Origin of the sequence: Clostridium ragsdalei P11, assembly GCF_001675165.1 — a bacterium.
Lineage (GTDB): Bacteria > Bacillota > Clostridia > Clostridiales > Clostridiaceae > Clostridium_B > Clostridium_B ragsdalei.
Window position 1 is genome coordinate 215,448 of record NZ_LROS01000022.1, and the last position, 19,547, is coordinate 234,994.

At 29.0% G+C, this 19,547-nt stretch carries 11 protein-coding genes; 1 reads left to right on the plus strand and 10 read right to left on the minus strand.

Annotated elements, in window-relative coordinates; all coding sequences use genetic code 11:
* Window positions 1-10: 10 nt before the first annotated feature.
* Both CLRAG_RS11090 and CLRAG_RS11095 read right to left on the minus strand, forming a co-directional pair.
* On the minus strand, window positions 11-2,566 hold the full coding sequence (locus CLRAG_RS11090) for a DrmE family protein (protein ID WP_065078498.1): 2,556 nt from the start codon (window positions 2,564-2,566) through the stop codon (window positions 11-13).
* 154 nt (window positions 2,567-2,720) lie between these two features.
* Complete coding sequence (locus CLRAG_RS11095; RefSeq protein ID WP_065078499.1) at window positions 2,721-3,986, minus strand: DNA cytosine methyltransferase; 1,266 nt, start codon at window positions 3,984-3,986, stop codon at window positions 2,721-2,723.
* Window positions 3,987-4,208: 222 nt separating this feature from the next.
* Between CLRAG_RS11095 and CLRAG_RS11100 the strand changes: the two genes are divergently transcribed.
* Window positions 4,209-4,832 (plus strand): hypothetical protein, encoded by a 624-nt coding sequence (locus tag CLRAG_RS11100; protein WP_065078500.1) that lies wholly within the window; start codon window positions 4,209-4,211, stop codon window positions 4,830-4,832.
* A gap of 231 nt (window positions 4,833-5,063) precedes the next feature.
* Here CLRAG_RS11100 and CLRAG_RS11105 read toward each other — a convergent pair whose 3' ends face one another.
* From CLRAG_RS11105 to glmS, 8 genes are all read right to left on the minus strand, one after another.
* On the minus strand, window positions 5,064-6,572 hold the full coding sequence (locus tag CLRAG_RS11105) for a hypothetical protein (RefSeq protein WP_065078501.1): 1,509 nt from the start codon (window positions 6,570-6,572) through the stop codon (window positions 5,064-5,066).
* Between the two features lie 3 nt (window positions 6,573-6,575).
* Window positions 6,576-8,693: an ATP-binding protein gene (locus CLRAG_RS11110; RefSeq protein WP_065078502.1), complete on the minus strand. Its 2,118-nt coding sequence runs from the start codon at window positions 8,691-8,693 to the stop codon at window positions 6,576-6,578.
* A 262-nt stretch (window positions 8,694-8,955) separates the two neighbouring features.
* On the minus strand, window positions 8,956-10,485 hold the full coding sequence (locus CLRAG_RS11115) for a Tn7-like element transposition protein TnsE (protein WP_065078503.1): 1,530 nt from the start codon (window positions 10,483-10,485) through the stop codon (window positions 8,956-8,958).
* On the minus strand, window positions 10,482-12,377 hold the full coding sequence (locus CLRAG_RS11120; protein WP_065078504.1) for a TnsD family Tn7-like transposition protein: 1,896 nt from the start codon (window positions 12,375-12,377) through the stop codon (window positions 10,482-10,484). Before CLRAG_RS11120 ends, CLRAG_RS11115 begins: the two co-directional genes overlap by 4 nt.
* A 59-nt stretch (window positions 12,378-12,436) precedes the next feature.
* Window positions 12,437-14,125 carry an ATP-binding protein gene (locus CLRAG_RS11125; RefSeq protein WP_242872135.1) on the minus strand — a complete coding sequence of 563 codons (1,689 nt, stop codon included), beginning with the start codon at window positions 14,123-14,125 and terminating at the stop codon, window positions 12,437-12,439.
* Window positions 14,103-16,259: a Mu transposase C-terminal domain-containing protein gene (locus CLRAG_RS11130; protein ID WP_065078505.1), complete on the minus strand. Its 2,157-nt coding sequence runs from the start codon at window positions 16,257-16,259 to the stop codon at window positions 14,103-14,105. Before CLRAG_RS11130 ends, CLRAG_RS11125 begins: the two co-directional genes overlap by 23 nt.
* Entirely contained in the window at window positions 16,256-17,095 is an 840-nt protein-coding gene (locus CLRAG_RS11135; RefSeq protein ID WP_065078506.1) for a heteromeric transposase endonuclease subunit TnsA, read from the minus strand. Before CLRAG_RS11135 ends, CLRAG_RS11130 begins: the two co-directional genes overlap by 4 nt.
* A gap of 244 nt (window positions 17,096-17,339) precedes the next feature.
* Window positions 17,340-19,166 (minus strand): glutamine--fructose-6-phosphate transaminase (isomerizing), encoded by a 1,827-nt coding sequence (gene glmS, locus CLRAG_RS11140; RefSeq protein ID WP_065078507.1) that lies wholly within the window; start codon window positions 19,164-19,166, stop codon window positions 17,340-17,342.
* Between the last annotated feature and the right edge of the window lie 381 nt (window positions 19,167-19,547).

Genomic DNA, 19,547 nt, shown 5'->3' on the forward strand with positions numbered 1-19,547 from the left:
TCTCACCCCATTATTCTTCAATAACTTTATTTGCTAAGTACATAGGAATTTGTTTTCTTACCGGATAAATATTCTGTACTTTTACTTTTTTTATATAGGTAACAGTTTTTTCAATTCTATTTCTAATTAATAAATCTAACTTATCCTCATCTTTATCAATTGAAGATTTTAAAAGACATCTCGCCGTAGCCTTACGAATATGGATTTGAAATTTACGTATATTTGAACATGCTTCATAACATTGAGCATAATTATTCAATAAAATTTTCAATGATGTTATCTCACCTAAAGCTTTTAGTACCTTTTGATCTTGAGGTCCAATAACAGAATTTACAAGCCATGACCTAATTGTTGCCCCACACCTTGATATGCCTTTAATCTTTAATTTTTTTTCTAATTCATTATATGTAATATTATGGATAATCATATACTTACTAAGCTCTATTTTCCATAATTTCACCAAATTGTAGTCTTTATCATATCTATCCTTGATTTCTTCTATATTCATGAGATCAGCCATTATTTTATCAATTAGATCTTTCTCTATTTCTTCTATAAATAGCATAACATCTCCTTTCTCAATATTTTTAGCTTTTTTATTGACAATTTCCTCCCTTCCTTCATTTAGAATGTATGCTTCATATTGAGATGTTATAAATGCTCTCTCTCCAGTTTGAAAAGTTAGAACTAATTCACACATCATAGAATTTTGATTTTTTCCTGTATTTAAATTTATTGGTATATAATTAGTTGCTATAAGTCTTTCTAATTCATTATTTAAATCAATCTCTTCTTTTGCTTCCAATTTCTCAAAGATGATTTTTTCATCATCATTATCATGATTTATTGTGCTGTCACATTGTTCTATTTTCGAATTATTTACTTGCTTAATAAATCTTAGATACCTGCATTTTAAATATTTTATATTATTTTTTTCACTTTTAAATAAAATGTAAACATTATTATTTGAATTTAAAACTCTGTAGTTCCAATAATAATTATCAGCTAATTTAGAAGTATATATTATACTTTCATAGATAGATTCTTTAATCGTATTAATTGATTCTACAGAGATATTACTTTTTAATGGATATCTCATCTTTAAGTATCTTCTAAATACTCTTCTTATATTTTTATTTTCTATTATGATTCCAATTCTTTCGTTCATTGATAATTTTATAATTTTATCCAATTCATTCCACTTATCATTTACTTTTAATTCGCTATAATATAAATTCAAACAATTTCCATATATTTTATTAATAAGAACATTTGATTCAATTGATAGTGACTCTACAAATTCACTCTTAGAAAATTCTTTCAATTCTTTTAAAATTGATTTTATTGTATACTGTTTCAGATTTTTACTTTCAAAAAAGCTTTCATATTCTGGTAATGGTACAATCATGCTAGATAATCTTTTTGCCAACGTTCTAGCGCCTATTACAAATTTAATAATTTTATTGTTATCTTCAAATATACTAATTAAATTTCTACATTTTTTTAATATATCTTTTCTGTAAACATCTTTATTTGAATCTTTAATGGTTACATATTTTTCTGTTGCACTTGCATAATTCTTAATTAACCTGTACTGTCGCTTATTAAATGTATTAATATCTTGTGCAGTTATATCTTTATAAAAATCTTTGTTAATATTTATAATTTTAAAGTTTTCTAAAACAAACTGTTCAGCCATATAGTGTTCAATTTCTATTGGTTGCAAAAACAAACGAGTTTTTTCAATGTTATTTTTCTCACTTATATATATTACATCTTCCAAGTCTTCTCTGTTTACTTTATTTTGTAATATAACAACCGATCTTATCTTTTTATTTTTCTTTATAATATTCTTTGCATTATAAATTTTAGATGTAAATTTTATTATTGGTTCTTGCTTTGACGAATTTCCTCTAAAATAATAATAATTATCTTCTGATAAACAATATGCCATTGGAAAAACTTCTCCAATGTCTAACATTTCTCCATCAAATTGTATCTTTAAATTTTCTATAATCGAGAATACACTATCTTTTTGTGCAACAATTAAAGTCGAACTACTTATTACTTTTGAAAATACATCATTATCAATTTCCAATAATCTAGCTATTATGTTTCTGGCCTTCTTCGCACCTCGATTAATATTTCTGGGAAACTTATTTAAAGTATTAGCATTTCCTTTATATATATTTATTTTATATATTTGTTCAATAGGAAGTTTATATATTAGCCCATCTGCAAATTTAAGACTTATCAGATTATTATCTAAACCAATAAATTTACATCTTGCTTTGCTGTATTCTAATATATCACCCAATTTTATCTCATCAATTAAATTATGACCTTTTGAATATATATTATCTAAATATTGAACTAATCCTGAATAAATAATAAATATTAAAATGAAATAAGTATTATCTTTTGGTATAATATAAACATTAGCATTATTTTCTTCATTTAAGAATTCATTTATTAATCTATTTTCAAATCCATAGAATTTAATTTTCTTGTCTTTATAATATATATTAAGTTTCCTTATTGATTTTATTATAATATCATTATACATATACCGTCCCCCATATTTACCAATTATAACACTATTCTACACCAATTTATTTAAAATTCACACAGTTGTATTTAACACAAAATCAAAAAATGTAGTGAAACAGAATCTCTTGTTCCACTACATTTTTAAACACAATTTACATATTAATTTTTATTTAACATATTCTCGCAAATGTCTCTTTAAACCATAATGCTATTTTTTCTGCCATTAATGGTGGTACTGCATTTCCTATCTGAACAAAATTTGCTGTTCTTGGACCTTCAAAAAAATAATCGTCAGGAAAAGATTGGATTCTAGCAGCTTCACGTACTGTTAGAGATCTATTTTGTGTTATATCTGGATGAATATAATGATGTCCATCTCTTGAAATATGAGCTACTATTGTATGTGAATATTTTTTATCACCGGCAACCACTTTAAATCTATCTAAAAAAGATGTTTGATTTTTATGTGTCTTTAAATATTCTGGTAAATCTGTGTATTTAATTCTAGCCTTTTCTCTATTCCATTTATCCAGTGCCAACCTATAAATTTCTAAATCTCTTTTTGTATGATTTCTCGAGATATGATGTGTAACAATATCATCTTTGTTTCTTATTTTAGTCTTTAAGAGGCATTTGTTTACACTTTTCCTATAAGTGAATTCACGATAATTCTCTCCAGCTCTCAACTTTGGAAGGTCATTCAATATATCATTAACTGTATAATCAGAAATAACAGGCTCAAATATAGGATATGTAAATTTTAAATCCTTTCTCCATCCAATAATAATTATTCTTTTTCTACTTTGGAGAACACCTAAATCTTTTGCATCAATTTTATGAGCCTCTATATTATATCCAACTCTTTTCATATATGCTTGAATGTTCCTAAATAAGTTTCCATTAAATGCTGTTAATATTCCGGGAACATTTTCAAAAACAAATGATTTTGGATGATATCTATTTAAAAATCTAATATATAATTTATATAAATAGTTTCTTGGATCGTTTTCCATGTTGTTCTCATCTCTTGCTCGTCCAACCAAAGAATATGCTTGACATGGAGGTCCACCAATTACAATATCAACATCTTCTTGACCTACAACATTCAATCTTTGATCAATTTTATCAAATATTTCTGGTAATGTTTTTTTAGAAATCTCAATATTTAATACGGGTTCTAAAATTCCTTGAGGAATATGAGATAGAAGTATTTCTCGTTCTCTTTCCCTAACATCATCTGTTTCATTATAACTTTTTTGGTATCTTCTATACAATTGCAACATATTATTTCTCTTGAGATAATAATATGCGGATCTTGTCTCTAATGTCTTACATGCATTTTTATCTAATTCTATATGTGTTATTGGTTCAAAGCCATTTCTTAAGAATCCTTCAGAAAGACCTCCCCCTCCTGCAAACAAGTCTAAGAAATTCATACTCCTCCACCCCCTTATTCAAAATAATATATCAATATAAAGCATACCAGGTTAAGTGTTAAATGTAAATAGTATTTTAATTTGCATTTGGCTATCTTAATATTTTAATAAATTTTTTAGTAATCCTTACTTTATGCATTTATTTAGCATTGAAAATTATGTGTTATAATTAATATATTTATTAAGTATAAAATTTAGTAAATTACCAAAGGAGGAGTAAAAATGGGCAAATCATTTCATAGATATACAGAATATGAATTAAGTCACTCAATTGGAGCATCATTATGCAGCAATTGGATATCAACAAATTACTTAACTCAAGTTGAAACCAATGATCCTAATGCTGGAGTAAGGGAAGTTTATCTTACTGCTTTTAAAAATAAATTAGACGCTTTATACTATTTTTATAATTTAATATCAGATATTTATGATAATTGTTTTGAAGAAAAGTATTTATCGAAATTAAATGAAATTAATAATTTAATTAGTCTAATTAAGTTAAATAAAAGTGATAAAGATATTGACTTAAGTGTGGTTAACTTCAATTTTGAAGATTTGTCATTAAATTCTTATAATGATGGATATTGGATTGATTCAGTTAAACAAATTCTACAACAAATTATAGAAGACATAAATATTTATTTCGAAATTCAATACGAAAATGAATCTGATGATACTCTTTCACAGTATGATAATCTAGAATTTTCATTATCTTCAGTAAAAGAATTCCAAATAGAATGTCAAAACCTAATCAATTTTAAGAATATTTTTGACCCTATTTTTGTTGAAAAATTCAACAAAACTTGCACATATATGAATAATTTCTGGAACTATTGGTTTGAATAGCCAAAATTTACTCTAATATGATTTATTTCCATACCATATCGCTTGGTAGGGATTCTGTAAGTATTGTACCTTATATGCAAATCATATCAATGGTTAACTTACATATAGGCTACAATACTCCACCCTCCATGTGAAACAAAGACTTTTAATTATGTATTTGGGAATTATCATACATCATACTATGTTAAATTTCTATTATAAACAACTAATTAACTAATTTCTCATCCAACCTTAAAGATTTATAATACCTACCCTAGATATGTAACTTGATAATCTATGTTTAATTTCATTAAGTAATAACTCTCTAAAAAATAATTTCACTGCACTTGTATCTAATTCATCTTTTTTTTGATTAGATATATAATGAAAATTAAAAACTATCTTAACTATTTTTTTATCTAATTTAATCAACGGTGTACAATATATATCTTCTGTACTTTGTACTGCATTAAAATTTTCTTTTTCTATTATAATCCCATATAAAACCCTAATTCTTTTCAATTTATTTTGTGCATAATCACATGCTGAAGATATATCTAGTTTAACTAATTTAATATTTTTGATTTGATCAATATTTTTTAACGACGATCTACATATTTCTTTCAATAATTCTTTATTCTCAATCAAATATAACCCACCTAATTTAGCAAAAACATTATCATTACCAGTATTCTCACAAAGCAATTTGAAATTAGTTTCTGCTAAAAGGCTTAAATATTTTTCATAAAGTTCAATAACAACCTCTTTATCTTTCATTTCACTTAAACTACTTATATCCTTAAACGTTATATAATCACTATTGTCCTTCTTAATACAATATGTACCTTTACTGGATTTGTAAATTGAATATGTAGTACCATATGCTATTTTTTTAATAGATGGTTCCTTGATAAAAGAAAATTCTTCTTGATTAATATCCTCTCTTATTAATGAATTCCAAAGTTCATCTGATAACATTTCATTTAATGCCTGTATCGCATTCGTAATATATCCTTTTGGTGTCTCTTCTAAAGCTTTTCCACCATTTGCTCTTGCTAAATTTCTAATTAATGTTTTAATATTATTATCCCAACATTTATCATTATCTGATAAATCGGATATATCTTTAATTAAATTTTGTGCTGATACATTAACAAGTTTTTCCCACAATAACAGAATAGATAATGAATTCATATTCTTTAACTTTTTATCTAATTCACTTGCTAACTTTTCTATTCCACCATCTTTAATCTTAACTTTTTCATTTCCCTTATCTATGTTATCTTTCAAAATTTTTAATAATTCTTTATTTCCCTTTTCTTCTATAGCACTAGCTATCTCATAATACGCACTGTTCTTTTCATAAGTTTGCTCTATAAATTTGTTCTTTTCCATATTTAAAATTAAATATGGACTCGCAATTTGTTTTTCTATTAATATATCCTTTTTAAAGCTTTCTAAATATTCACTATCATGTTTACTCCAAATAAAAAGAATATAAGGACCATTATCAATACTTATTGCTTTTTGTAATAAGTGAAATAAAAATGTATTAATATTTCTCTCATCATATACAGCAGAAAATCTCATATCTAAAAATACAAGTCTCACCCCTTTTAACGGTGCTTTAGGAGTATTCTCATATCCACCATCCCAATATATTGAAGGTATACCTTTTATAGCTAAACACTTAATAAGCGGCTTTGCTTCCTCATATTCGTCATCAATTATAATAACTTTTTGACTATTACTTAATTCCATATATTATTCCTCCTTAAAAGCTAACGCTACTATTGCCCCTTGTCCAAATTCACATGGCAATTGTAAATCATCAAATTGTGGAAATAAAAGATTACCACCATGTTGTTTCATTAGTTCACTTGCTAAATGCAATCCTAGTCCCATACCACCTGGCTTATCTGTAATAAATGGTTTAGTTGCCATCTCTGTTGGTATTGTAAATCCCTTTCCATTATCAGCAATAATAATGCTTATGTACCCAGGAATATCTTTCGTAATATCAAAATATATTTTTTTATTTTTTACTTTTGCAAAATTAAGCCACCATATTGAATTATCAATAATATTAACTATAATACTAGCAATCAAATTATCATTTCCCTTAGCTTTAAAAATTTGATCGTTATTCATATATTCCTCCATTACTTTAATCTCATGGGCTTGTAATCTAAAATCAACCATAAAAAGTGATTGTTTAATTATCTTTTTCAAGTTAAGTATTTTGATAGATTTTGATTTCATTACTGATGAATAACCATCTGTTAAAATCTCTAATCTTTTTACAAGCATTTTTATATGTTCAGATGTATTTTCAGCAATAATAGCATATTCAAGTTCAGAAATAATTTTATCTATTTCATGTAAAACTACATTCATGCTTAAACCTGCACTGGAACTTTTTTGATATATATCTGTAATATGTTTATAGTCTTTTTCAATATTATTAAGGCACCCCAATATTTCCTTTTTCAATTTCTTATCTGATATTTTATTTTCTACCTTTTCCCTAACTTCACTTACTGCTGCAATTACTGGTTCCGATTTTGAAGTTGCTCCATAATATTTTCTTAAAAGCTGTTTATCCAACGCACGATCCCTTTCAAATTTTCCTACAGCAAACAAAACGGCCTTTCTAAAAATACCATAGGCAGCATCTTCTATAAATCCTTCTCTATTTGTTTTTTCTTTTAAATCTCCACTATCTTTTCTATCAATATTGACACTACCTAAAACCAAATTATTACTTATTTTATCTCCAGGTGCATTTACACGATGAGCACCTAATCCTAACCAATCATTTTCACCAGCTTCATAGATCTTAATATTATCTCTATAAACAAAAATGCCTCCATTAGCAGTTAAGTATGTCTTTAACCCTTGTATATCTTTAACACTCATATTTAGAATTTTTGTATCCAAATCAAAACTCAATAATTCTATCTTAACATCACCTATTTTAAACTTACATAAATCGATGCTCTCGTTTCCTCTTCTCGTTTTACCATTATTGCCCATCTTCCTAACGGTTTCAAACATATCAATTCCAGTTTCAAAATTATTTCTATACTCAAGTTTATTCATGGATTTCCATGGAATAAACTCATACCTATAATCTTTTATTTTATCTCCAGATAAAGTCATTGTACATTTAAATAGAGCATAGTCTTTTATATCCTCATATTTAACAAGCCCTTTTATCCAGTCTTTATTATCAATGTCAAATATAATATTAAAAGAATCTATAGATTTGAATGGTGAGTTTAATGAGTTTATAGAACGATATAGTGATCTAACTTTTCCTCTACTCCATTTAACCTTTAATTTCTCAATAATAATTTTAGTTCCTTTTAAACTTTCACCTAAAAACTTTTCATTACTATCCCTCTCTATAATTCTTATAGGTATTTCCGATAAATACTTACTTGAGTTAAAAATTGTCCAATCAATTTCAATATAAACTTCCTTTTGATTTTCTGCTCTAGTAATTAAAGTGATTTTACTTCCTAACTTATGTACCCCAAATCTGCCTATACCCTTTTCTCCCATTGGCAACCTATTTAATTTACTGCGTATATTATTTTTTATCATTTTTTCTAATTTTTTTTCTTTATTGTCTGTTCCAGGTTCCATCCAGCAATTTTTTACTATATCAAAAGACATTCCATCACCATTATCTTCTATGATAATTACCCCTTGATCTGGACTTTCTAAATTTTTCATTGTAACTTTAACTTCTTTTGCATCTGCATCATATGAATTTTTTATAAGTTCTAATACAGCTATATTTTCATCTTTTATTAATTGTTCACCCAACTGTGCCATAAGCCTAGCCCTTGGTCTAAATGATATAGATTCATTCATTCCTCTCACTCCCTATCCACATAGAAACTTGTATCTCACATTATTTGCCTTTTCAATACCTATAAATATGCATTCTATGGTTCACAACTATCCTTTTAATATTATACTACAAACATTATTTCAAACTATGATTATATAAAAAATCACTTTATATATACTTTTCAAAAATAAATGTTATACTCCTATTATCAAATTGTTTAAACTCTATTATTTTTATGAAACCTTTATATATAAAATAACAATCATATTCACTATTAGTACTTTACATTAACTTTTTGTAAAGTGCATTTTCTATTCCCATAACTTTTTTATTTATATGTTTTTCTCTGCATATTATTATTCCCATTTTTTCCGTGTTTCTAATAATTTTATTACTCCATTTTCCACTTTCATCAACCAATGCAATCAATAAACTATTATAAACCCACCTCCAATTAACCTTAACCTTTGCATTTAATACCAACATCGACAATGCCCTATCTTCTCTCTCAACATCAATCAAACTAATCTCTCTTCCATCCCTCATAATAACCTGTCCAATAGCATATTTTCTTCTAGTAATTCCATCGCTAAGTCTTGCAAATTTCTTACCTTTTCTCCCTTCGTGAAGTTCTCCAATAATTATATTAACTGATTTTATGTTAGGTCTTTTTTCTAAGAGCTTCAATACCTCAACAAACCCTGCCAATTCACCTTTTTCTTCAACTTTATCTATACTTGTGAACTCTAATCCTCTAATTACTTCTTCTCCACCAACATCTGCTGTTGTTCTTAAATGATCATCTTCCAAAACATATTTCTTGGTATTTTCATCTTCAACTTTTCTTGTTATTCTAAGACCTTTTTTCTTTTTATTTATTTGGGGAAGTCTTTCATATTCATGTTCTATTGATGAACTATCTATTTCTTCTGATGTTTTTGTTGATCCATCACCTTCTGAGGTTAGTTCTCTGCTTGAATTGGAGTTCTTATTAACATATTTTCTTATTTTAGCTTGATTGCTACCTTTAGTTTCCTCCAAGCTTGGATGATATATGTTTATTTCCTCAACGTTAATCCTTTTTCTTTTCAAGGCTAGTATTTCCAATATCTTAGTATAGTTATTTTTTCTTTCTACTCTAGCTCTTGTATTAAAATTATCCAATAAGAAGTCAAACTTCAACTCTCCAAGCTGCCACATATTTTGTCCTATTTTATTAAACATTTTTAATGCGCTAATGTTTGTTAACAGCCAAGCTAAATGATTTATCTTATCAGCTTTTAACAACCTTTGCTCATATTCATAAGTGAAATGCATATCAAGTCTTCTTTTATCCAAATCATATGTAAAATAGTTATCAAAGCTATCAGTTTCTAGTATTCTGTACAGCATGAACTTACTCGGTGCTAAAACAGCTCTTATTATTTCAATTATAGGTATTGTATATAATTCACCATTGCTAAAGAAGCTAAAGGTTTTTGATTTTGTTTGATTATTAGAACCATTAACCCAAAGGTTCCAATCCCTTTCCATATACTTTGCTTTAGCACCCTTTAAGTTTATATCTATGACCTCACTGTTTTCTGGTTCTTCTGCATTATTTAAATCACCATCTACATAATACTTTTCAGCAACTAGAAAATGAACACTAGCCCAGTCAACTATTACTTTTCTAGTATATTTAATGCCATTAAAATATGCATTCACCATCCATTTATTATTTTGTTTAAAAGGTTCTCCTATCCAAATTAATTCAACACGTTCTCCCTTTTCAAAAGGCCATCCTTTTATTTTTGTTTCTCGCTTACTCATTTCTTATCCCCCGTATTTATATACTTCTGTAATTTCCCCGTTAGTTTTCTAAAGGCTTCAGTTCTAATTGCTGCCTCTCTTTGAACCTCCCAAAGCTTTATAGGTTCTTCTTCCTTAAACTTTTTATCAATTATTTGCTTGCATCTTCTAATCTGAAATTGTTCTACACTTTCAATTATTTCATCTAAATATTCCTTTGTTTTAGGCAATTTATCTATTTTTTTATCTAATATAGCAAGTAATCCTATTGCTTTTCCTATACTTGATTTTGTTATTCTAATTGGCTTTTCTTCATTTAGCATTTCCTTCTTTTTTGCTGCTATTAAGCTTTTAATTTCAATATCTCTTTTATCCCAAGCTACTCTTTCCTTATTATTTTTATTTCTTTTAGCTCTAGGTATAGCTTCAGGGAGCTTATTATAAAGCCAGATTTTATCATGCCTATATAACCAAATATATTGTTTCTTTAAGCTGTTTCTAAGCTGCTGCCTTGTACAACCTTCATTATTTTTTATAAAATTATCAACATCATTTTTATAGATACTCTCAAAACTTGTATTTAATTTCTCAATTTTTTCTTTTAATTTACAGTTCACAGCTTCTGTATTTATAGAAGAAAGTAATCCTAGCTTATCAGCATATTTTATAGCCGTTTTAGCATCACACCCCATAGCATTACTAATTTCCCTTACTCCATATTTTCTACTGCTAAGTAACCCTTTAAGTCTATTTTCCCAAGTAGCCCCAAAGCATTTAACTCTTCCGATTTTATACTTATCCTCTTCAGTTTTGTCTGGTCCTTTTCTTGAATATACGAAGCCACAGGAACAAGTAAAAGTTCCAACAGGTACTTTGGTTTTGTAATCTTCAGTTATTTCTAATTTCTCAATTACTCTTTTTCCATAGTGATCAGCAGCCTTATTTAAACACAACCATGGGCCTTTTCCAAAGGGATTGTATTTGTGATTTACTTCTTTAAAAAATTCTGATATATCCTTTTGTAAGAAATTTATTAATAACAAGTGTCTAATTGGATGAATTACTCTACTTCTATTTCTAGTAGCTACCTTTAACCAATTAAATTCATCATCAATATCAATAGTTGATTCCATTAACTTTAAAAATTCCTCACCATAAAAAGCTATAAATTCTTCATACAGTTCTCTTTGCCTAATTCTCCCACTAGAGCTGGCCAAATCTCTTTCATATAATAGGTTTTTATACCTTTTATGTATATCTTCCTTAGAAACCCTTGTAAAATCTTGATTCAACAGGTAATAAGCATCTTTAGATAACTTCAATAATTTATCCTCATACTTATCGTTGTTTGATTTGTTTTCATTTAAATCAAGTAGCCTTTCATCAAACCTTATATATTGAAGCCTGCTAACCTGCTGCTTACTTATAGGATATCTTTTTAATTTAACTCCATGCTTATAACACACTGATATTCCTTGAAGCTGATCTTCTCTGTGAATATATGCTTCACCATACTTTTCTATATCATCCTTTGCACAAAATGGACAATAATAAATACCATCCTTAACACATATGCTGCCAGCTATTATTCCTAATCTTGTATAAAGGCCCCTTCCATCCTGAAGTTTTATTTCCTTCAATGCTTGCTTCTTTCTCTTACCAGGCAAAAATGGACTGTAGAAAGGAAATATGGTGTGTTTATTAATAATGTAATCTGCTGTATATTTACCACCTAAATTTTTGACCAAAGCTTCTATATTACTTCCTATCTCAAAGCTAGGTATTATTGTTCTTTTTCCAAATAGCTCTTCTAAGGTATCTTTATAATCTATATTCCCTGTATAGCAATGATATCTTGCAATTGCTGAATAAATAAGTTCATCCTTGTAAGGGTCAGTAAAAAAATATAACATTTCATTTTTCTCCTTTGTTATATATTTTTAAACCGCCCATCCCAATTAAATCATGATCTTTAATTAATTTTTAAAAATTCTTCAATAGGAGCTTTAATAAATCCATTTTGTTTTAATACTTCATATGGATGCTGTTTATTTTTCATTGCTTTTTCATATAAATATAATAGACCTTCAGTCTTTAACTTCTTTTCTTCAATTTTTGAAGCTTTGTCTGCTTTTTCATTAAGCTCCATAGCTTTCTTTATAGCCAAAGCTTTTATTGAATTATATTCTTCCCCTACTGGCTGCTTTTCAACTATTTTTTCTACTAGCTTGCGTATTTGTATATTGTCCAATTTATCAAATATACCTATCTCACATAGATCCATAACTAGATTTTCTACTGTATCTCTTCTCTTAAGCTCAATAGTTTTCTTTCTCTCTTTAAACAGCTCTTCTACTTTTCCACTGAGTTCTAAATTTCTGCTGTGCTTAAAAGCAATATCATCTAAATTTAAAGAAATGTCCTCATATCTCATAATTTCAAATTGGTTATTATCTCTTAACGCTTTTATCATTGGCTGGAGCATAGCAAGATCTTCCTTAGCTGTAGCTCTCAAAAGCTTTGCTGTTATTTTTTCTTTTCCCTCGGACAAGGCTCTTTCCTGTGCTAATATAAATAAGTTAACTGCAACTGCTGTTATCCCCTGACAATTATCGTAAAAGGCATCCTTTATATCAGGTGTTAAAGGCGCATTTTCTTTAAGAGCTTGAAAGTCCCATAAGGTTTCTAAAAAGAATTCCCACTCAGGACTTTCTTTTTCCATCCTATCCCACATTACAGAACCATCACTAGCTGCTCTTCTCGTTTGTCTGAAGTTTCCTTTGAATATTTGTTGAGCCTTGCTAGTTCCTATAAGCACCGTAGGTATGCCAACTGTATTGCTTAAGGTTACAAAGAAATTCAGCATATCCTCCATATCATTTTTAGCATTCAAAAGCTGCTGTATTTCATCAATTACTAAAACTCCAATTCCATACATACTGGCTAAAGTAGTCATATGCAGCAGCATTGAAGATGTAACTCTAGTGGTATAACCGAATTTTTCTAAGTATCTAGTACCTAGCAAATCATCTATTGCTTTAAAAAAGCTTTTACAAAGTGTTGCCAGGCTTCCATCATATGGGCAATCTATTTTAAGCCATACAATTTGTGTTCTGCTAAAGTATTTACCCTTATATTCCTCATGCTTTATAATTTGTGGATACATTAAAAGCAGTCTTTCTATAGCTGTCGTTTTACCAATACCTGATATTCCTATAATAGATATGCTATCTGCTGTTGTTCTTATATAGCTCATTCTCCTATTAAGCTCTCTATCATCAGCATTTTCATCTCTAATTTCATTTAATATTCTAAGCCTTTGAAGAAAAGTTTTATCCATTGGATTTCTTGCTAGATATCCTCGTCTTATAAGTGAGGATAATCTTCTTTCTAAAGTAAAATGAATAGGTAAGGGTTGAATAAAATTCTTAGCTCTTTTAATTATGTGATACCGTAAATTAGTTGCCTTTACTCTATCTTCATTACTTATGACTGGAGACACTGTAAAACGGTCTGCAACTTCTTCCTCAGTAAATATATTTGGCAAAGCTTCAATAAAAGGATTATCTCTGTATTCATCTATTTCTTGCTGCTTGTAATTTGCCAGTTCAACCTCGCCCTTCAGAATTATTATTCTCTCATCGTTTTTCACGTTTCTCATCTCTCTTCTTCCTAAGCAAATCCATTAGCCTATCCTTACTGCTTTCAGCTTTTTCTTCTTTACTACTTGCATTTAATTTTATTACTTCTGCACCTTCAGCCGAAATTTTTTCTTTTCCCAGTTTGAAGGCTTCTTTTTCTCTATTAAGTTCTTTTTCAATTGCTCTATTTATTTTGATTCCTTTAAGCTTTTTATTATCACTTTCACCATTAAGCTCTATAGATTTTTTCTTTCTAGCAGCTTTGACTATTTTATCTATTTCTAAATCGACATCAACCTTTAGCTGATTTTGCTTATTCTTTTGTGCTTCCTTTAACTCTGAAATAAGTTCAAAATTAAATATAATCTCCTCTAAAATGCAATCCTTATACTGTTTACTTGGATCAAGTAAATAACACGTTTCAAAGCTTTTGCCTTCTTCATATGGAATGTAAATATTATTCATATTCCTTGGATCATACAGTATTTCTATACTTCTAACCTTTGATTTTATGAACCACTGCTCCTCCAATGCTTTTTGTGAGCCATAATATAATCCCTTAAATCTTATACCTGCTCTTGAAACATTAGCTCTGCCCCTCGGAAGTACATTTAATCTTAAAACCTCTCTATCAACAGTTCTAAGTCTTCCTTTTTTATTTTCTATTCCCCAATTCCAAAGTACTGATGGGATTGGAGCTATGTTATCCTTAAGCATTTCAATTTCTACTGGATACTTGTCAATTTGTTTATTATTATGTTCCAATACAAGGTTTATATATATCTTTGTAAACTCTTCTAAAGTAAGGGTTGCATCCAGCCTATAATCCCTATCTCCCCTTTTCCTATATTCCTTTTGGATTGCACCAGGGGTCTTGTGCTTGATTTTCTCATTAGTAGTTTTAAAACTTCTCTCAACTATTCCCTTTAAGTCTCCTCTATATGGTGGTGTGTTTTCTATTTTAATATTTAAATTATTTATCAAATTTTCTACCGAATACCCTTCAAACTCTCCTCTATCAGCTATTATAATATCTGGAATATGTTTAGCTGGCCACTGCTCATCCACTATTTCTATACCATAACTCTTACAAAATTCAACCTTATCTGTAATCATATTATCCAGTGCCATCATAGCTCCAAACCATGATGGTCCCTCTAAACCAACATAAATACCTGTTACAAGTCTTGAAAAAACATCAATTATAGCATAAACTACAGGCCTACCTATAATCCTATTTCTATCTAAAGAACTAACTAAATAAATGTCTGCAATTGTAGCATCCACCTGGAATCTTGTACCCGGTCCATCTGTTTCAATTGTTGAGTTACTAAGCAGTTCTCTATTTTTTAATTCAAATTCCTTCGCACTTTCTCTTAAAACTATATCCTTCTTTGGATCTTCATTTTTTTTGAACCAATAATAAAATTGGTCATAGGTAGGTATTCTTAACTTATCCCATACTATAAAACTTTTCTCGCCATCTTTTATAACTACATCAGAAAAAAAATCTCTTAAAATATAATTATAAGTATCCATAATACTTACTTTTTTATTATTTCTATAGTACTTATTTACTGCTAATTCAAACTGCCTTTTTAGATCTTTAGTAACATTTACGCCTTCCTTTGCCTCTTCTATATAGCTTATTTTTTTAGGTCTACCAACCTTACTATCTGATGGATTTCGTTCTTTTCCCTTACCTCCGGAATTTTTATAATCTGGCAACAAAGAATTTTTATTCATCCCTCTTTGCCAAAACCTATTTAAGAGTCTTCTTAAGGTAATAACAGTGATATTTAAAGAGCTTGATACCTCCTTCAAAAGCGTGCTCCTTGTTCTTCTATCTAAAAGTTCTATTTTTCTATCCTCCCACACTTTAGTTATTATGGGCCAATATAAATCTCGCTTTTCCTTTTCAACCATTGAAATCTTGCTTTCATCTACACTTTTTAAATATGGATCATTTATCTTTACCAATATATTATTTTTAATTTCTTCCTCTAATTTATCCAAGTTTTCCATTTTTGGAGTACATAAATTAATATCTAAATTCACGTAAAATACCTTACTATTCTCGCTATCAATATAAACTACTCTAATTCTTTCTCCTTTTTCATCAAAATACTTAAATATCTCATTTTCCATTATCATGATATATTAAACTCCTTATGCAGCAGATTTTCAGATAAATTAATTTCCATTTTTTTATTTATATTAATAGCTTCTAAAAGATCAGTAAAAATAATTTTCTTGGCTAATAAATGCTTAAATATTGCTATACCTGTACCCTTTTGAAGACTCATATCCTTATCAAAAATTGAAGATACCTCTCTAACTGAAGCTTTTGCATCAACTATCCTTTTTATATATTCTAGAATTGGGTCTTCAAATTCTGCTTCATCAATATCTGCAAAGGAATCCAGTTCATCAATATTATAGTAGCCATGAAAAAAGCTTATATTTTTAGTAAGCACTTTATCTATTTCTTGATCCGTTACTATTCCCCAATCAATTTTTCTTCTTTCCCAATAAACACGCTCAATTTCAAATTTTTCAATTACTCTTTTATTCATGAGCATATCCTTTGGTTTTATGGTTCTTGCTATGTTAATCGTTTTGCCTTGGACTTCTTTAGTTACTAAAAAATCCGTTGTCATAACTATATTTTCACCGTTCTTTGGATTTTTAGGAGGTTCAATTCCTAGTTCATTTGCTATAGTCAAAGTTTCTTCTATTGGCAGCAAAGGATACTGTTCTCTTATGTCTGTTACTAGGTCTGAATATTCTAAAATATAAAAATAGTTTTTTTCCATATCAGACAGAAATTCATGCTGTCTTCCTGTTTTTATTCCTTTTAGTCTAGTACTTCTACCTAAGGACGGAACATCCTGAATTTTAATCCATGGCTTATAAGCCTTCCCAACTCCTGTTCCACGGCCTTCCTTAATTAACTTATCAATATTAAGTTTCCTAGTTCTTTTTGCCATATAATCAACACCCTTTATATAAAAAAAGCCACACATTCTCACAAAATTTGAGACTGTGCGGCTTACTCTATTATATTTAGCTTTGTCTTAAATACTACACATCTCATGTATAGTATCTTTATCTTTAAAAATTTTATTCAAACTTTATTTTAAAATATCAAACTTTGTTTCAAAGTATCATACTTTATTTCAAAATATCAAACTTTATTTCAAAACTACAAAAATATTCTCTCTACCTAACTACCTATTCTACCGTAACTGACTTGGCCAAGTTCCTAGGTTTATCCACATCGCAGCCTTTCTTTATAGAAATATAATAAGCTAAAAGCTGCAGAGGAATTACGGAAAGTACTGGTGCAAATATATCATTTACTTTTGGAAGATACATTACAGAATCAACTGCCTTGCTAACTTCGTCACTGCCTTCAAAAGCAAAAGCCAATACATTAGCTCCCCTTGTAGTTACTTCCTTAATATTGCTTATCATCTTCTCAACTAAATATCCTTGAGTAGCTCCTACAATTACTACAGTTCCATCTTCTATAAGAGCTATAGGTCCATGCTTTAATTCTCCACCAGCATAAGCTTCAGAATGAATATAAGATATTTCTTTAAGCTTTAAAGAACCTTCTAATGCAACGGCATAATCCAATCCTCTTCCAAGGAAAAATACATCCTGCTCTTTATAAATCTTTTCTGCAAACTCCTGTATAATATCCTTATTTGAAAGAACTTCTTCTGCCTTAATAGGAAGTGTAAGCATATCCTTTTTTATTTCTTCCATCTTTTCTTCGCTTATAGTTCCCTTGTGCTGTGCAAAGAACAATGCAATTATATACATTGCTATAAGCTGTGTTACATAAGCTTTTGTAGATGCAACTGCTATTTCAGGTCCAGCCCAAGTATAAAGCACGTCATCTGCTTCTCTGGATACAGAACTTCCTACTACATTTGTTATAGCTATTACTCTAGCACCTTGTGCTTTTGCTTCTCTCAAAGCTGCTAAAGTATCTGCTGTTTCTCCAGACTGGCTTATAATTATCATAAGTGTCTTTTCGTCTATTATAGGATTTCTATATCTAAACTCTGAAGCAATATCTACTTCTACAGGCATTCTAACCAATTTTTCTATTACATATTTTCCAACTATTCCTGCATGGTAAGCAGTTCCGCAGGCTACAATATATATTTTATTTATATTCTTAATTTGTTCTTTAGTTATCTTTATATCATCTAATGTTATAGGCTTTCCAGGCATAATTCTCGATGTCATTGTATCTTTGATTGCCTTTGGCTGTTCGTGTATTTCCTTCATCATGAAATGATCAAATCCACCCTTTTCAGCTGCATTTGCACTCCAGGTAACGTGGTATACATCTCTCTTTATTTCCTTTTTATCTTCTGATAAAAGTTTTACACCATCTTTAGTTATGACAACAAATTCATTGTCATTTAAAAGATATATATCTCTAGTATGATTTAATACAGCAGGTATATCTGATGCTATATAATACTCATCTTTTCCAAGTCCTACTATAAGAGGGCTGTCCTTTCTTACTGCTACTAATTTCCCAGGTTCTTTTGAGCAGATAACTCCTACAGCATAACTTCCCTTTATCTTAGATATTGCACGCATAACTGCTTCAACTATATCACCTTTGTAAAAATATTCTATGAGCTGTGGAATAACTTCAGTATCAGTTTCAGATACGAATTTGTATCCCTTTGAAGTGAGCCATTCTCTAAGTTGTACATAATTTTCTATTATACCATTGTGAACTACACTTATAGTTCCGTCCTGGCTGTTATGGGGATGCGCATTTAGATCAGATGGTTTTCCATGAGTTGCCCACCTTGTGTGACCTATACCTACTATCCCTTTTAGAGGATGTTCTGACAATTTATTTTCAAGGTTTTTAAGCCTTCCTTTACATTTTACTACATTGATATGATCATTATCTATTATGGCAACGCCTGCAGAGTCATAACCTCTGTATTCAAGTTTACTCAGTCCTTCAACCAAAATAGATGATGCTTGTTTCTTTCCAACAAATCCAACAATTCCGCACATAATCAATTCTTCCTTTCACATTTTAATATAATAAATCATAATTTACCTATAAAACACTGCAGCTTTATTAATAAAAAAATTATAAACAAATAAAACCTGCACTGACATTAAAATTTTACAGGTAAACATATTTTTGGAATCATATATTTTGATTCCTATTAAAGGTTTTAACACCAAACTGATGTTGTATCAGAAATCACTTCCTGGTTTTATCAGTTGTTAACGGTAGTGCGATACCGTGGGGCACCCGCCGAAGATTCGATACTCCCCATCCTCGTCAGCTCAAAGTGTTGTTTAAATTAAGCCTTGAGCTCTGGCGCTTTATATTCATATTTTTCTTAAATTCAACCACCTTCTTTTTAAAATATAACAGTATTAAAA

Bases quoted from the DNA above. Each gene is read 5' to 3' on its own strand.
- CLRAG_RS11130 (WP_065078505.1), bottom strand. From the start codon at position 16,259: ATGATAATGGAAAATGAGATATTTAAGTATTTTGATGAAAAAGGAGAA.
- CLRAG_RS11090 (WP_065078498.1), bottom strand. From the start codon at position 2,566: ATGTATAATGATATTATAATAAAATCAATAAGGAAACTTAATATATAT.
- CLRAG_RS11120 (WP_065078504.1), bottom strand. From the start codon at position 12,377: ATGTTATATTTTTTTACTGACCCTTACAAGGATGAACTTATTTATTCA.
- glmS (WP_065078507.1), bottom strand. From the start codon at position 19,166: ATGTGCGGAATTGTTGGATTTGTTGGAAAGAAACAAGCATCATCTATT.
- CLRAG_RS11125 (WP_242872135.1), bottom strand. From the start codon at position 14,125: ATGAGAAACGTGAAAAACGATGAGAGAATAATAATTCTGAAGGGCGAG.
- CLRAG_RS11095 (WP_065078499.1), bottom strand. From the start codon at position 3,986: ATGAATTTCTTAGACTTGTTTGCAGGAGGGGGAGGTCTTTCTGAAGGA.
- CLRAG_RS11100 (WP_065078500.1), top strand. From the start codon at position 4,209: ATGGGCAAATCATTTCATAGATATACAGAATATGAATTAAGTCACTCA.
- CLRAG_RS11115 (WP_065078503.1), bottom strand. From the start codon at position 10,485: ATGAGTAAGCGAGAAACAAAAATAAAAGGATGGCCTTTTGAAAAGGGA.
- CLRAG_RS11105 (WP_065078501.1), bottom strand. From the start codon at position 6,572: ATGGAATTAAGTAATAGTCAAAAAGTTATTATAATTGATGACGAATAT.
- CLRAG_RS11135 (WP_065078506.1), bottom strand. From the start codon at position 17,095: ATGGCAAAAAGAACTAGGAAACTTAATATTGATAAGTTAATTAAGGAA.
- CLRAG_RS11110 (WP_065078502.1), bottom strand. From the start codon at position 8,693: ATGAATGAATCTATATCATTTAGACCAAGGGCTAGGCTTATGGCACAG.